Here is a 15,313-nt window from a genome sequence, read left to right as displayed (position 1 = left end):
AGACGTGTTACAAACGGTTCAAGAGCTGAATGATTTTTTAACAAACCACTTTCCGCAAGGTGAAGGCTTTGGTGCCGTTGAAGAGGCGGGAGATGGCTGGGTTTTGATGCGATTAACGGTTGAAGACAGTCATTTGCGTCCAGGTGGTACGGTCTCGGGTCCAACCATGATGGGGATGGCGGATGTGGCCATCTGGTCCGCGTTGCAAACTAAGATTGGCCCCTCGCCGATGACGGTGACCGGTAACCTAAACATCAACTTCTTAAGTAAGCCCAAGCCTGTTGATATGTTGGCACGTGCACGTGTGCTTCGCGTCGGTCGAAGAAACGGGGTTGGTGAGTGTTACATCTACTCGGGTGATGAAGATTCGATGGTGGCGCACGTTACAGCAACCTATTCGATACCGGCAAAGTAAGGCCTCTAAAACAGACTCAACGACAAGGATTGGTCGATCATGGAAATTAAAGTTAACTACCTCGATAACTTACGCCTAGAGGCGAAGTTTGACGACTTCACCGTGATCGCCGATCAGCCGGTTCGCTACAAAGGCGATGGCTCAGCCCCCGGTCCATTTGACTACTTTTTGGCTTCATCAGCGCTGTGTGCCGCCTATTTCGTAAAGGTCTACTGCGAAGCGCGAGGCATCTCTACCGATAATATCCGTCTTGCTCAGAACAACATTGTCGATCCTGAGAACCGCTACAAACAGATCTTCAAAATCAGTGTTGAGCTGCCAGAAGATCTCAGTGATAAAGATCGCACCGGTATCCTTCGCTCCATTGAGCGTTGTACCGTGAAAAAAGTCGTGCAAGAGGGTCCTGAGTTTCAGATAGAGGTCGTCGACAGTCTTGATGAGGATGCCCAAGCTCTACTAGCGGTTGCTACCGACAGTGAAACCTTCATTGAAGGTAAAGACGCGCCACTTGAACAGACCATCGCAAAGATGACACAGATTCTTGCTGATCTGGGGATGAAAATAGAGGTAGCCTCCTGGCGCAACATTGTCCCCAATGTCTGGTCACTGCACATTCGTGATGCGGCCTCTCCCATGTGTTTTACCAACGGTAAAGGGGCCACAAAAGAGGCAGCACTGGCCTCTGCATTGGGTGAGTTTTTAGAGCGTCTCTCCTGTAACTTTTTCTACAACGATCAGTATTTTGGCCAAGAGTTGGCTGAATCAGAGTTTGTCCACCGCCCAGATGAATGCTGGTTTGAACTGACAGAAGAGGATGATATCCCAGAGGGGTTATTGGATGAGTACACTCTTGAGATCTACGACCCTGATCAGGATTTAAGTGGCTCTAACTTAATCGATACCAACTCTGGTAATGAGGATAGGGGGATCTGCGCTCTACCATTCCAGCGTCGATCGGATGGTGAAACGATCTACTTCCCATCGAACCTGATTGAAAACCTCTTTTTGAGTAACGGTATGAGTGCCGGCAATACCCTTGAAGAGGCTCAGGTTCAGTGTCTTTCTGAGATCTTTGAACGTGCGGTTAAACGTCAGATTCTTGAGCAGGAGATTGCGCTTCCCGATGTGCCCTCGCAGGTGCTTGAACGCTGGCCGGGTATTGTGGAGGGCATCAAGGCGCTAGAAGAGCAGGGCTTTCCTGTTTTGGTTAAGGATGCCTCGTTGGGCGGCCAGTTCCCAGTCGCCTGTGTCACGCTAATGAACCCTAAAACGGGCGGTGTGTTTGCCTCGTTCGGTGCCCACCCCAGTCTGCATGTCGCTATTGAAAGAAGCCTGACTGAATTGCTGCAGGGCCGCAGCTTTGAAGGGTTAAACGACCTGCCACCACCGACCTTTAACTCACATGAGCTGACTGAACCGAATAACTTTGTTGAGCACTTCATCGACTCCAGTGGTGTTGTGAGCTGGCGCTTCTTCAGTGACGCCTTTGATTACGAATTTGTGGATTGGGATTTCTCAGGTACCAACAGAGAGGAGGCTGACAGGCTGTTTGGTATTCTGGAGTCGATGGGTAAAGAGTCCTATCAAGCGAACTATGATGACCTGGGTGTACCGGCGGTTCGAATTCTGGTCCCAGATTACTCTGAGGTCTATCCCGTTGAAGATCTGATTTGGGATAACACCAATAAATCACTGGAGTTTCGCGAGGCGATTCTCTGTCTGCACGAGTTGTGTGATGAAGACCTAGAGGAGTTGCTGGTTCGTCTAGAAGAGAGCGAGCTGGATAACTACACTGATATCCGCACGTTGATCGGCATTGAGTTTGATGAGAACAGCGTCTGGGGACAGCTCACCATTCTTGAGCTAAAACTGCTGATACACCTAGCACTGGGTCAGTTACCTCAGGCTAAAGAGTTGGTTGAGGCCTTCTTGCAGTACAACGATAACACCCTAGATCGCGCGCTGTTCTATCGTGCAATGGATGCTGTCATTGAGGTGGAGTTAGATTCAGATATGGCCCTTGAGCACTATCTCAACAACTTTACCCGCTTGTTTGGTAAAGAGCGGATTGAGGCTGTGGTTGGCTCGGTGAACGGAACGATTCGTTTCTATGGTCTCGAGCCAGTCGGTATGGAATTGACCGGATTAGAGCGCCATCAACGACTGATACAGAGCTATCAGAAACTGCATCAATGGCGAGCTTCTAAATAGTTAGGCCCTCAGTTACTGAGAGCGCTAACCTGTTTACTGGCCTGTTCAACCGAGTACTTGCCTTTAGCATCCTTGGTCACACGGCCTATCGCTACAAACGGGTCGTGTACAAAGAGTAAACGTCCACCCCGACTTTCAAGCCCTTCAAGCAGTTGTCGTTTTTCATCAATCAACTGCTCTGGAAAACGGTCATAGCCCATGGTGATGGGGAGATGAACCCAGGCGCTGCCGGGAATAAGATCCCCAGGGTAAACGACCGGTCCCTCTGGCATCTCGACTTCTGGCAGTATTTGGCCGGGTGTATGCCCTGAGCTCTCATGCAGTGTCCAGCCATCTCCCAGTGTTGCTGACTGTTGGCCCTCAGGAATGATCTCTAATCGACCTGACTCCTCCAGCAGTTTGATCAACATAGGTATGTAAGAGGCGCGATCACGAGCATGAGGGTCGTTTGCGCGCTGCCATTGGACTTCACCGACTAAGTATTTCGCATTTGGGAAGAGCAGGTAAGGATCCTCACCCTCTTGCCACTCAGACAGTAGCCCGCCTGCGTGGTCAAAATGGAGGTGGGTCAATAGAACAATGTCGATCTCTTCGTGGGAGACACCTGCAGCCTGAAGATTTTTGATCAGGCAGTGCTCTTGCTCTTGAATACCATAGCGATCTTTCATCTCGGGGCTGAAGAATGCGCCAACGCCAGTCTCAACCAAGATGTTACGTTTTGGGCTGCTCTCCTGAACCAGCATGGCGCGGCAGGCTAAGGGAATACGGTTAAGCTCATCAGGCTCTATCCAGCGTTGCCATAACGCGCGAGGCGCATTACCAAACATTGAACCGCCATCCAGCTTCTGTGTATTCCCCTCTATCGAGGTAATGCTACGCATGATTAAGCAAACTCTTCGGTGTCGATCTCAGTTTGTTGACCGGCACTATAGCGCTCACCGGCCACGGTATTGCGGTTAATGAGTTGTTCTAACTCATTAACAATGTCGCTACTCAGTGTGACATCGGCTGCGCCTAGGTTGTCACGCATGTGCTCGACAAAGCGAGTGCCTGGAATCGAAACAATCGAGGGATCCTTTGCACGGATCCAGGCCAGCGCTAATTGCGCTGGGGTACAGCCAGCACGCTCAGCAATGGCAATATAGTCACTCAGTAGCGCTCTGTTCTGTTCAAAGTTCTCTGGGTAGAAGCGTGGCATGGCACGGCGAATGTCTTTTTCAGCCAGTTCGTCCAAGTTGTCGATTGTGAGACTTAAAAAGCCACGTGCCAGTGGGCTGAAGGCGACGAAGGTAACGTCTAGTTCACGGCAGGCGTCGAGAACCGCGATCTCTGGGTTGCGAGTCCAAAGTGAATACTCAGTTTGGATAGCGGCAACGGGGCACTCTTTATGGGCGGCTCGCAAGGTGTCAGCTGACATTTCTGAAAGACCGTAGCTCGCAATTTTACCCTCTTTGATAAGGTCAGCCATGGCGCCTGCACTCTCTTCAATTGGAACGTCAAAGTCACGACGGTGCAGGTAGTAGAGGTCGATTTGATCTGTTTGAAGGCGTTTTAAGCTGGCTTCACACTGTGCTTTGATGGTTTCAGGGCGGCCGTCTAGTGCTTTACCTTTTTCAGGGTCGATGTAGAGAACACATTTTGATGCCAAAAAGATCTCATCGCGGACCGACTTGAGCGCTTCGCCAACAACTTTCTCATTTTTGCCGCCACCGTATAAGGTCGCCGTATCAAAATGGCGGTAGCCCATCTCAAAGGCTTCACGAAACCCTTTGATCGCCTCGTCATCTGATACCGGGGTGTTGTAGGCGTGTGACATGTTCATACAACCCAAACCGATTGGGTTATTGCGTAGCATCTCAAGTTTGCTCATGAAAAATCCTTAAAAATGAGTCAATTTGTACAGAAGATTAACAAGTTAGTGCGGACGAGTGAACTCGAAAAGGGGAATTAGGTATTCGAAAAAAGAAAAACGATTCGGTGCCAGAATGGACTCTGGCACCGTTATTGAGGTTAGGCTGTTGCAGCGTTTAGAGCGGCATCGTAGTTAGGCTGTTGCGCAATCTCTGGAACCAGTTCTGAATGTAACACTTTGCCATCACGAATCACCACAATGGCTCTAGCCAGAAGCCCACGCATACCTGAATCGATGATTTCGACGCCAAAGCTTTTACCAAACTCTGGGTTACGGAAGGTGGATGCATTACTGACCCTCTCTAGACCTTCGGCACCACAGAAACGTGCTTGTGCAAACGGTAGGTCTGCTGAGACATTAATCACCTCAACGCCATCATGACTCGCCAACTGCTCATTGAACGTGCGGACTGAGGTGGCACAGGTTGGAGTATCGATACTCGGAAAGATGTTCAAAACAACCGTTTTGCCTGCGAGGTCAGACAGAGAGAACTCAGACAGGTCGGCAGCTGTGAGTGTAAAGTCTGGACAGTCGCTCCCAGCAGCAGGAACATCTCCATAGGTATGTAAAATATCTCCGCGTCGCGTAATTTGAACCATGTTATTACCTCATTATATAGAGTGATTTAGTTATAGGTATACTCATTACGCTAGCGGCAGACACTTGGATTTAATTACTCAGAAGCAGTGATCGCCTCGATTGAAAATTGCCCGAAAAAAAACCGGCTACTGCCGGTTTTTTAATGTTCCAACGATTAGATTCGTTCGAAGATGACAGCGATACCCTGACCACCACCGATACACATGGTTACTAGCGCGTATTTGCCACCAGTACGTTGCAGCTCGTGAATCGCCTTAGTCGCGATGAAAGCACCGGAACAGCCAACAGGGTGGCCTAATGCAATAGCGCCACCGTTCGGATTGGTTTTGTCTGCAGGAAGACCTAGACCTTTAGAGACTGCAATCGCTTGAGCGGCAAAGGCTTCGTTAGATTCGATCACATCCATATCATCAATGGTTAGGCCGGCACTCTCTAGTGCGGCTTTTGATGATGGGATAGGGCCTTCACCCATGATGTGGTTAGGTACACCGGCAACCGCGTAAGAGACGATCTTAGCGATAGGTGTCTCACCGTTTGCTTTAGCGGTTTCAGCATCTGCAAGCACAAGGAAGGCTGCACCGTCATTGATGCCTGAAGCATTACCTGCTGTAACAGTACCGTCTTTCTTAAATGCAGGACGCATGCCGCTCAGTTTTTCTGCGGTCGTACCTGGTTTAGGGTGTTCGTCCGTATCAAACACAGTTTCGCCTTTGCGAGACTTCAGTGTGATTGGAACGATCTGATCTTTGAATCGACCTTCATTAATCGCTACTTCAGCACGACGTTGTGACTCTGCCGCGAACGCATCTTGCTCTTCACGAGAAATGTTCCATTTTTCCGCCAAGTTTTCAGCCGTGATCCCCATGTGACCAGCGCCAAATGGATCGGTCAGAACGGACACCATCGCGTCAATCATGCCAGTATCACCCATGCGAGCACCGGTACGCATAGCAGGTGCCATGTAAGTACCGCGTGACATCACCTCGACACCACCGCCAACAGCATAGTCGCATTGACCTAGCTCGATCTGTTGAGCACTGGATACCACCGCTTGAAGGCCTGAAGCACATAGGCGGTTAACAGCCATCGCAACTGAGTTCATAGGTAGACCTGCCTGGATAGAGGCAACACGTGCAACGTAGGGGTAGCGTGATTCTGTTGGAATACAGTTACCAACCGTCACGTAGTGGATCTTCTCGGGATCCGCTTTAGAACGTGCAACCGCCTCTTTCATAACAGTGCCCGCTAGCTCTGCTGGCTCCATAGAACTTAGGCTGCCACCAAAAGCACCGATTGGTGAACGCATTGCGCTTAGAACAACTACTTCACGTGTCATCTGCATATCTCCTTATGCACAATTAATTTTGGTATTCCGACAATATATAGGGTTATCGCTACAAATACATGACCAAGTCGACTAATTGATAGTTATAATCAAGAAAAAATTTGAGGTGTTTATGTTTGTTCTTTTCGATATGGATGGCGTGTTGGTCGATTCCGAACCGCAGTGGAAGCTTGTGGAACAGGAGGTGTTGGCTAAGTTTGGTATCCATATGGAGATCGAAGAGCTCAAAAAACACGCCGGCGCAACGACCTTTGATTTCATGACCAAGATGAACCGTCTCTACCCAGAGAAAGGCCTAGTGGTTGAAGAGATGGTTGACCAAGTCATTTCGGAGATGGAAAAACGGTTGGTGACACTGCCGTTGATGAAAGGGGTAATGGCATTCATCGACCAGCTTCAAGCCGATGCCGTTCCAATGGCGATTGCCTCCAGTTCGGCGATTAGATTGATTGAAGCGGTGATTAAGACTCATAACTTACCGATCACTGTCTATGCCTCAGGCTCAGAGATTGGACTATCTAAACCTCACCCCGAGGTGTTCCTAAAAGCCGCGAAACGGATCGGTGCTGATCCTTGGCAAGTGCTCATCATCGAAGACTCTGTCAATGGAACGATTGCCGGTAAAGCAGCTTCGATGTCGGTGGCTGTTGTGCCAGAGAGTTTCCCGCCAAGATCTGAATTGTCGATTGCGAATCATGCCTTTGAATCGATGACCGATCTGCATGATTATTATCGTCAAGGTGGGTTTAGCTACCTAGGCTAATTTTAGGGAGCCTACGAATAGGTCCATGACATCTCAGGCTCCCTAGGGTTTCTGTGAAGAGGCTTCCTCTGCCTGTGCTTGAATAGCCTCTTCATGGATATCGAAACTGTGCTCAGATTTTTGTTCCACCAAGCCCTTTAAAGGCTCTAGAGTTTCCTCGGTCAGCGACTCACTCTCAACAATAGAGGTAAGGGGTTGATCGGTTTCATTAACCCCTAGTACCGCCTCAACCACTTCCTCCGGGAACAGCTCTTCGATCGCAGTATCGGGTAGATCCTCGGTACGAGGGTCAAACTCTGCAATGACCTGTGTTTCTGGCATCGCAGGGATAAACTGCTCCTGCTCTTCGATCGGTACGGGTGGTTTTTGTACCTGTCTGAATAGAGTAAATACCACAAGAATCAGCAGAATCACCACAAATCCCAGGAACAACGAACCGGGTGCAAAAGAGCCCAGTAGCATTGAGCCTAACAGTGGCCCTGCAATACTGCCAAGTCCATAGCTCAGCATCAGTGTCGATGAGGCGGCAACACGCTCCTCACTGCGAATCAAGTCGTTGGTAATCGCTACCGCTATTGAGTAGATCGCCGCAATCATCGCCATGAACAGTGAGGTCGAAACAATCAGCAGCACAAACTGATCAGAACCAAACAGTGATGCTCCCAGGGCTGCTAGAGCGGCGACGAGGACGGTTACTGTTAACACCTTGCTTCGTGTGATTCGGTCACACAGCCAACCGATGGGCCAAGCGAACAGCATCGCGCTCATAACGGATATCGACATCAAGGTGGCAATTTGATCCGTTGCAATGTCGCTCAATGTGGCATAGAGCGGAACCAGTGCATAGAACGAACCGATCAACAGCCCGCCACAAAATGCTGAAAAAAGCCCCAGCGCCGATTTGCGCCAGAGTCGCTGCAGTGACATGAACTCTGCAGTCTCTAAGGGCGGCGATTGGAGGCGAGAAGCAGAAAGAGGAATGACGGCTGCGATTAGCAGAAGTCCCGCAATGATAAAGGCTGTGGATATTTGCAGGCCAGAGGAGTGGCCAAGAATGACCTGTCCTGACGCTGCCGCTGAATAGGCTGCAATGGTGTATAGAGAGAATAGGGTAGCGCGGTTGTTGTCGCTAGCCACGGCGCTAAACCAACTCTCTATCGCAATGAATAGACCAGCAACGCTGAACCCGCCGATAATCCTGAGTAGACTCCAAACCCAAAAATCCTCAGCGAAGGGGTAGAGCAGAGCGGCCATCGCCGCGAGACTGGCCAGCGTTGAGAAGGCCCGAATGTGCCCCACTCTGATCAGCAGTCGTTGAGCAAAGATTGAACCAATCACAAACCCGATAGAGTAGAAGGTCATGATCCAACCAATCTCGGTTGGCGGTGTATTCGCCATACCTAAACGAACGCCAATCAGCGACATCAAATAGGCATTGCCAGACGCAACAAGCATCAGGCTCATAAATAGAGCCAGAAGAGAGATGAATATTAAGCGCATATTGGGAGTTACTTGCCAGAGGTGGAGCTTTGAAAATCGTTTAGCCGCTTCATTTCGACATCAAACAGCACTTTTAAGGCCTCTCGCACATGTCGAACGTGGTCCATGGCAGCCGATCGAGCCCAGGCCGATTGTCCTGTGGTCACCGCCTGGTAGATTTCACTGTGGTGTTTATCGACCACCTGCTTAAAGCCCCCTTTCTGGTTGAAGTTTCTAACGGCCTCTTGAATGCTAATCAGCGTCAGATCTTTCAAACTTGAAAGGGTGTGTATCAATACCGAGTTGTGGGATGCCTCGATCACGCGTCTATGAAATTCATGGTCCAAGTTAGCATCCCAATCGGGGGCTACCGATTCCATCTTCTTGAACGCCTCACGAATGCGATACTGATCGCGAGCGGTCGCTCGTTGTGCGGCTAGAAAGCAAGCTTGCCCCTCCAGCTGTTCACGGACCTCAAGAATTTCCAGTACAGCCTTGGGATCCTGACCAAAAAGATTGATCAGAGCGGACTTGTTTTCTGAACTGGTGACCGCGCAGGAGACAAATGATCCTCTACCGTGGTGCGTTTCAATGATCCCTTTACCCGAGAGTATATGCAGTGCCTCTCGAACAATGGTACGCGACACACCTAGACGTGCAGAGAGGGATCGTTCAGACGGGATCTTGCTCTCCGGTCCTAACTCACCATCAGCAATCAATTTTTGCAGATATTGAGTGACTTCATTAACAGCGCTGCTTGCAGATTGGCTCATCTATTTCGCATCTCGGTATGGATTGGTCAGACCAGTTTTCCACGCCATCAATTGAAACGCAAGCCCCATCTGGGTTTGAATGCATAAACGTTTCATCGAGTGAGTGACCATCAAATCAGTGGTTTGATTTCAAGTGGTCATACCAGTAGACAGCTGCGTAAGTTTTTGTGACAGCATCGCTCTATTGGTCTGTCTACTACTCCAATTTAAGAGGTTGAACTTATGCTCGAACTGAAACGCTTAGATATTGAAGATGCTCGTCTGTTAATCGAAGGGGCTCGAAACCGAGCTAATGAGATTGGTGTACCTATGTGTATCGCGATAACAGATGAGTCAGGGAATTTGATCGCTTTTGAACGTATGGATGGCGGTAAAACCACCAGTGTAACCATCGCTCAAGACAAAGCCTACACCGCAGCGGCTGCTCGCAAAGCGACGCACGAGTACAACGCTGCATGTACACCCGGCTCGTTGGTGTTTGGTATTCACACCTCGATGGGTGGACGTCTGTGTGTTGTGGGCGGCGGTTATCCCGTGGAGTCAAATGGACAAGTAGTTGGTGGCATCGGATTGAGTTCTGGTACACCAATGCAGGATATGGAGTGTGCTCAAGCTGGTATAGAGTACTGGCAACAGCAGACTCAACAATAAAAAGTACCCAGAGTGGGGTTGGAGATCAGTATGCAGAGTGCAGTGGCTAGCCCGGATCGTGTTGCTAAGCGTCAACGCATTGCTCAGCGATTTAATGAGTTCATTGATTCGCACTACGTCATCAGTGACAGCGAAACGTTAAAGCCTTATGAGTGTGACGGCCTTTCAGCCTATTGCGAAGAGGCGTTGATCGTTGTTTTGCCATCAACGGTAGAGCAGGCACAGAAGGTTCTTAAAATTTGTCACGAAGAGAACATCCCTGTGGTAGCTCGTGGTGCAGGTACCGGTTTGTGTGCCGGTGCTATGCCTCATGGTGATGGCGTGGTCTTATCGATGGCGAAGTTCAATAAGATCCTCGAGATCGATACTGACGCTAGAGCGGCTCGCGTTCAACCGGGTGTTCGCAACCTAGCGATTAGTGAAGCGGCAGGTGATTACAATCTCTATTACGGTCCAGACCCTTCGTCGCAAATAGCCTGCACCATTGGCGGTAACGTGGCTGAAAACTCAGGGGGTGTCCACTGCCTTAAATACGGTTTGACCGTGCATAACCTGTTAAGTGTTCAGTTCCTGACGATGGAAGGTGAGCTGCTAACCATCGGCTCAGAAGGTCTTGATAGCTGTGGTATGGATCTGATGGCGCTGTTCACAGGATCCGAAGGGCTATTGGGTGTGGTCACCGAAGTGCGAGTGAAGCTGCTGCCAAAACCTGAGCGTGCTCAGGTAGTGGTTGCAGGATTCGACTCGGTACCCAAAGCGGGTGATGCCGTCGGTGAGATCATTGCTAAGGGTATCATTCCTGGCGGTCTTGAGATGATGGATGGCTTTGCCATTAAAGCGGCTGAAGATTTTGCCAAAGCGGGCTACCCCGTCGATGCTCAGGCTCTATTGCTATGTGAGGTCGATGGCACCGATGAAGAGGTGGCGGAGCATATTGAAGCGGTTGAAACGCTGTTTCGTGAACTGGGAGCCACCTCGGTTCGCACATCTCAAAGTGAAGAGGAGCGTGCACGTCTATGGGCTGGGCGTAAATCAGCCTTCCCAGCCGTTGGACGTATTTCACCAGACTACTACTGCATGGACGGGACGATTCCGCGTGGTCAGCTAACGCATGTGCTGCTCGAGATGCAGAAAATGTCAGAGCACTACGGTCTGCGTGTGGCCAACGTTTTCCATGCCGGCGATGGCAACTTGCACCCACTGATTCTCTTTGATGCGAACGTACCGGGTGAGCTGGAGCGCACCGAAGAGTTCGGTGGCAAAATTCTTGAACTCTGTGTTGAGGTGGGCGGCTGTATCACGGGCGAGCACGGCGTAGGCTATGAAAAACTCCGTCAAATGCCGGCTCAGTTCAGTGATTCAGAGATCGAGCAGTTCCACAAAGTGAAGCGTGCCTTTGATGCCAAAGAGCTTCTTAATCCCGGTAAAGGTATACCGACCTTGAGAAGTTGTCAGGAGTACCGTTCGTTGGATCTTGATCTAACGCCCAATGCTCAGGTTAGCGCCAATAGCAATACTGATGCAGGAGAGTTCCGTGTCTGATTTAACCAATGAATTGATTAGCCAAGTCCGTGATGCGGTTGAGGCTAAAGAGACGCTGGCTATTTCAGCGGGTGGCAGTAAAGCCTTTATGGGACGTCAGATCGAGACGGATCGTACCATCGATGTCAGTGGTCACACAGGCATTGTTAGCTACCAACCGGTTGAGCTCGTTATGACCGCACGTGCCGGTACCAGACTTGCAGAGATTGAGTCTGCACTATCTGAACACAATCAGATGCTGGCCTGTGAGCCGCCACGTTTCGGTGGCAAAGCAACCTTAGGTGGTACATTGGCCGCTAACGTCTCAGGTCCGGGGCGCCCTTGGTACGGATCCATTCGTGATCATGTATTAGGCGTCAGGTTGATCAATGGCGAAGCGGAACAGCTGCGGTTTGGTGGTCAGGTGATGAAGAATGTCGCCGGTTACGATCTTTCGCGTCTGCAAGCGGGTGCGATGGGTGGATTAGGCCTAATGACCGAGATCTCTCTAAAAGTACTGCCTAAACCAGCGACTACCCGCACTTTGAAGTTCGCAATGGATCAAGCCGAAGCGATACAGCGCATGAACTCCATGTCAGGTCAGCCAAAGCCGATTACAGCGGCTTATTGGCACAACGGAGAATTGTTTGTTCGTCTGGCAGGTGCAGCCTCAGCAGTTGATGCGACTGCAAAAATTTGGGGTGGTGATGAACTGGCTCCAGAGGTTGCCTTGGCTCTTTGGGCGGATCTGCAAGATCAGAAACCAGCCCTATTCAATGCGGAAAAAGTCTGGCGCTTCTCCGTTAAGGGCAGTGCGGATGTCCTACCCATCGAAGGGGATTCATTAATCAACTGGGGTGGCGCTGAGCGCTGGTATGCCGGTGATCACAGTTTCGATCGTATGGTGGAGCTAGCAGAGAGTGCTGGTGGACAGGTTTCACTCTACCGCGGAGGTGATCGTACTGACGAGGTACTTCATCCGGTTAATCCATCAATTCAGGCTCTGCAACAACGCATTAAAGCGTCTGTCGATCCGCAGGGGGTATTCAATCCCGGCCGTGCGTTTGGTTGGTTGTAGGAGTCAGTGCAATGAAAACGAATATAGTTCAAACCTTCCTAGGGACGCCCGAAGGACAAGAGGCGGAAGAGATTCTGCGTAGCTGCGTTCACTGTGGTTTCTGTACAGCAACGTGCCCAACCTACCAAGAGTTGAATGATGAACGAGACGGCCCGCGTGGTCGAATCTATCTGATCAAACAGCTGTTGGAGACCGATGAGGTGACCGAAAAAACTCGGACACACCTAGATCGCTGTCTGACCTGTCGTTCATGTGAGACGACCTGTCCATCGGGCGTTCAATATGGACGTCTAGTTGATATAGGTCGTGGCATTGTTGAGAAGAAATTGGATCGCCCTGTTACGGAAAAAGTGGTTCGCTGGGGATTGAAACAGGTTCTGCCTCACGCTAACCGCTTTGGTCCGCTACTAAAAGTAGGTCAGGTGTTTAAACCGATTCTACCTGGCGCTCTGGGTAAGAAGGTCCCGCCTAAACGTAAAGCCTCTCCTTGGCCAGCCAAACGTCATGCTCGAGTTATGATGGCTCTTGCCGGTTGTGCTCAACCCAGTGCTGCACCCAATACCAATGCGGCAACGGCTCGGGTACTGGATAAGCTAGGAATCACTCTGGTTGAAGCACCACAAGCTGGATGCTGTGGAGCGGTGAATTACCACCTGTCGGCACACGAAGCGGGTCTTAATGAGATGCGCAAGAACATTGACGCCTGGTGGCCAGCGATTGAAGGGGGTTGTGAAGCCATTGTGATGACCGCGTCTGGTTGCGGTGCCATGGTTCAGGAGTACGGGCATCTATTAAGAGATGACCCAGACTACGCGGAGAAGGCCAAGCGTGTGAGTGAGCTGACAAAAGATATCAGTGAGGTGCTGCTGGCTGAAGATCTGTCACCACTTGCTCCCAATACTGATGGTGAAAAGATCGCGTTCCACTGTCCTTGTACCTTGCAGCACGCTATGAAACAGAGCGGCTCCGTAGAAAAAGTACTCGAGAAAGTGGGCTTTGATCTGGCCAAGACCAAGGATAAGCATCTCTGTTGTGGTTCCGCGGGCACCTACTCGATTCTTCAGCCGAAGATCAGTCAAAAGCTGCTAGCCAATAAGGTTGAGGCACTGACAGGGGATAAACCGACACAGATCGCTACCGCGAACATTGGGTGTCAGTTACACATTGAGACAGCTTCGCCGGTACCGGTTAATCACTGGATTGAACTGTTGGATCGATAAGATCGCAGTCACTATTAAAGGGGCCTTGTTAGGCCCCTATTTATTTGTCACTGCTTCTATTTTTCAGTTTCGGATTCGGGTGTGACGAGATGATCTCGGTTCCAAAGAGTGGGGTAGAGCGGAATCCAAAGTGCTACCAGGGCGAGGGTGCCAAAGCCACCAAATAGAATGGAGGGGACCGCACCAATCCAGGCGGCAAGTGCACCTGATTCAAATTCACCCAGTTGATTGGAGGTTGCAATAAAGAGTGAGTTAACCGCGCTGACCCGTCCGCGCATCTCATCGGGTGTTTCAACCTGAACCAGTGTTGAGCGAATCACAACACTGATCATATCGGCGGCGCCAAGAACAAACAGAGCGGTCAGCGATACCCACATCACTTCAGAGAAACCGAAGACCAGAGTGCCCAAGCCAAAGACCCAGACGGCCGCATAGAGCCAACGCCCGGAGTGTCGTTGAATCGGGTATTTTGCAAGCAAGAACGACATCGCAACGGCCCCCGCCGCTGGTGCGCTTCTTAACAGGCCTAAACCGACTGAATCGGTCTGTAATATATCGTGCGCAATCATCGGTAGAAGAGCAGTAACGCTGCCGATTAGAACCGCCAGCGTATCGAGCATTAACGATCCCCATACCGGTTTGTTGCGCCAGACGTGGACAAAGCCCTCAAACAACTCTTTGCGACGCTGCTCGCTTCGGTCCCGTTTGATGGCTGTATCTTTCATGCCAAACAGCGTCACAATCGATATTAAGACGAACAGCATGCTAGTGGCATAGAGTGTGCCGGCTCCAAAAATATAGATGACGCCACCTAAAGCCGGACCAATAATTGTAATGGTCTCACGAGCTGAAGCGGTCAGTGTCATCGCTTGGGTCAGAAGCTGGCGCGGCACCAGATTCGGCACCATCGCTTGCCCCGCAGGCATGCTGAAGGTTCTAGAGACGCCCAGCATGAAACAGGCTATGTAGATGATCCCTTCTGTAATGGTCTCAGTGAAACTGGTTAAGGAGAGCGCACCAATGGTGATTAACAGCAGCACCCGACTCCAAATCATCACCTTATGACGATCGTATCGATCGGCCATGTCGCCTGCGTGCAGCGTAAACAGAATCTGAGGTACATAACGCGCCAGACCAACCCAGCCAAGCGCCATAGCGCTTTCGGTCATCAGGTAGACCTGCCAGCCCAAGCCGATCAGCATCATCTGAATCGCCATGCCGGAGGTGAGTTGGCTGGTGAGGAACCGAACAAATAATCCCTGTTTTAATAGCCGGGTGTCACTCACTGGTCTGAATCCTTAGAGGGGTTTCTGGCCTCTTCATGACTCTCTAATCTATGGCCTGC

At 50.5% G+C, this 15,313-nt stretch carries 14 protein-coding genes; 7 read left to right on the top strand and 7 right to left on the bottom strand.

The window, feature by feature from the left end:
* The first annotated feature begins 4 nt into the window (after positions 1 to 4).
* Both XMA127_RS08820 and XMA127_RS08815 read left to right on the top strand, forming a co-directional pair.
* Positions 5 to 415 (top strand): PaaI family thioesterase, encoded by a 411-nt coding sequence (locus XMA127_RS08820; protein WP_173481342.1) that lies wholly within the window; start codon positions 5 to 7, stop codon positions 413 to 415.
* Positions 416 to 454: 39 nt separating this feature from the next.
* The gene (locus XMA127_RS08815) at positions 455 to 2,626 is read left to right on the top strand and encodes an OsmC domain/YcaO domain-containing protein (RefSeq protein ID WP_173484628.1); all 2,172 of its coding nucleotides are present in this window, start codon (positions 455 to 457) and stop codon (positions 2,624 to 2,626) included.
* Positions 2,627 to 2,634: 8 nt separating this feature from the next.
* Here XMA127_RS08815 and XMA127_RS08810 read toward each other — a convergent pair whose 3' ends face one another.
* The 4 genes from XMA127_RS08810 to XMA127_RS08795 form a co-directional block, all read right to left on the bottom strand.
* A complete protein-coding gene (locus tag XMA127_RS08810) occupies positions 2,635 to 3,507 on the bottom strand; it encodes an MBL fold metallo-hydrolase (protein ID WP_173484629.1) in 873 nt (290 codons plus the stop codon).
* 2 nt (positions 3,508 to 3,509) lie between these two features.
* Positions 3,510 to 4,496 carry an aldo/keto reductase gene (locus XMA127_RS08805; protein WP_173499154.1) on the bottom strand — a complete coding sequence of 329 codons (987 nt, stop codon included), beginning with the start codon at positions 4,494 to 4,496 and terminating at the stop codon, positions 3,510 to 3,512.
* 140 nt (positions 4,497 to 4,636) lie between these two features.
* Positions 4,637 to 5,137 carry a thiol peroxidase gene (gene tpx / locus XMA127_RS08800; RefSeq protein WP_173481338.1) on the bottom strand — a complete coding sequence of 167 codons (501 nt, stop codon included), beginning with the start codon at positions 5,135 to 5,137 and terminating at the stop codon, positions 4,637 to 4,639.
* Between the two features lie 155 nt (positions 5,138 to 5,292).
* Positions 5,293 to 6,474, bottom strand: coding sequence for an acetyl-CoA C-acyltransferase family protein (locus tag XMA127_RS08795; RefSeq protein ID WP_173481336.1), 1,182 nt, complete (start codon positions 6,472 to 6,474; stop codon positions 5,293 to 5,295).
* A gap of 121 nt (positions 6,475 to 6,595) precedes the next feature.
* Here XMA127_RS08795 and XMA127_RS08790 point away from each other — a divergent pair, with 121 nt between their 5' ends.
* Positions 6,596 to 7,246 (top strand): HAD family phosphatase, encoded by a 651-nt coding sequence (locus XMA127_RS08790; protein WP_173499153.1) that lies wholly within the window; start codon positions 6,596 to 6,598, stop codon positions 7,244 to 7,246.
* A gap of 42 nt (positions 7,247 to 7,288) precedes the next feature.
* Here the strand turns inward: XMA127_RS08790 and XMA127_RS08785 are convergent, their stop codons facing one another.
* Positions 7,289 to 8,746 carry an MFS transporter gene (locus XMA127_RS08785; RefSeq protein WP_173499152.1) on the bottom strand — a complete coding sequence of 486 codons (1,458 nt, stop codon included), beginning with the start codon at positions 8,744 to 8,746 and terminating at the stop codon, positions 7,289 to 7,291.
* Between the two features lie 8 nt (positions 8,747 to 8,754).
* Positions 8,755 to 9,498, bottom strand: a complete 744-nt coding sequence (locus tag XMA127_RS08780) for a FadR/GntR family transcriptional regulator (RefSeq protein WP_173499151.1) — start codon at positions 9,496 to 9,498, stop codon at positions 8,755 to 8,757.
* A 222-nt stretch (positions 9,499 to 9,720) separates the two neighbouring features.
* Here XMA127_RS08780 and XMA127_RS08775 point away from each other — a divergent pair, with 222 nt between their 5' ends.
* From XMA127_RS08775 to glcF, 4 genes are read left to right on the top strand one after another with little or no spacing between them, the layout of a single operon-like run.
* Entirely contained in the window at positions 9,721 to 10,149 is a 429-nt protein-coding gene (locus XMA127_RS08775; protein ID WP_173481332.1) for a heme-binding protein, read from the top strand.
* Between the two features lie 30 nt (positions 10,150 to 10,179).
* Positions 10,180 to 11,691 (top strand): FAD-linked oxidase C-terminal domain-containing protein, encoded by a 1,512-nt coding sequence (locus XMA127_RS08770; RefSeq protein ID WP_173481331.1) that lies wholly within the window; start codon positions 10,180 to 10,182, stop codon positions 11,689 to 11,691.
* Positions 11,684 to 12,748 carry a glycolate oxidase subunit GlcE gene (gene glcE / locus XMA127_RS08765; protein ID WP_173481330.1) on the top strand — a complete coding sequence of 355 codons (1,065 nt, stop codon included), beginning with the start codon at positions 11,684 to 11,686 and terminating at the stop codon, positions 12,746 to 12,748. The genes XMA127_RS08770 and glcE overlap by 8 nt, the downstream gene beginning before the upstream one ends.
* Positions 12,749 to 12,759: 11 nt before the next feature.
* Positions 12,760 to 13,968, top strand: coding sequence for a glycolate oxidase subunit GlcF (gene glcF, locus XMA127_RS08760; protein ID WP_173499150.1), 1,209 nt, complete (start codon positions 12,760 to 12,762; stop codon positions 13,966 to 13,968).
* Positions 13,969 to 14,024: 56 nt separating this feature from the next.
* On the opposite strand, the gene XMA127_RS08755 is transcribed toward glcF, so the two are convergent.
* Complete coding sequence (locus XMA127_RS08755; protein WP_173483086.1) at positions 14,025 to 15,254, bottom strand: MFS transporter; 1,230 nt, start codon at positions 15,252 to 15,254, stop codon at positions 14,025 to 14,027.
* Positions 15,255 to 15,313 lie beyond the last annotated feature (59 nt).

This window comes from Marinobacterium sp. xm-a-127, assembly GCF_013283425.1.
Classification (GTDB): Bacteria; Pseudomonadota; Gammaproteobacteria; order Pseudomonadales; family Balneatricaceae; genus Marinobacterium_E.
This window is presented reverse-complemented; position numbering and strand designations above follow the sequence as displayed.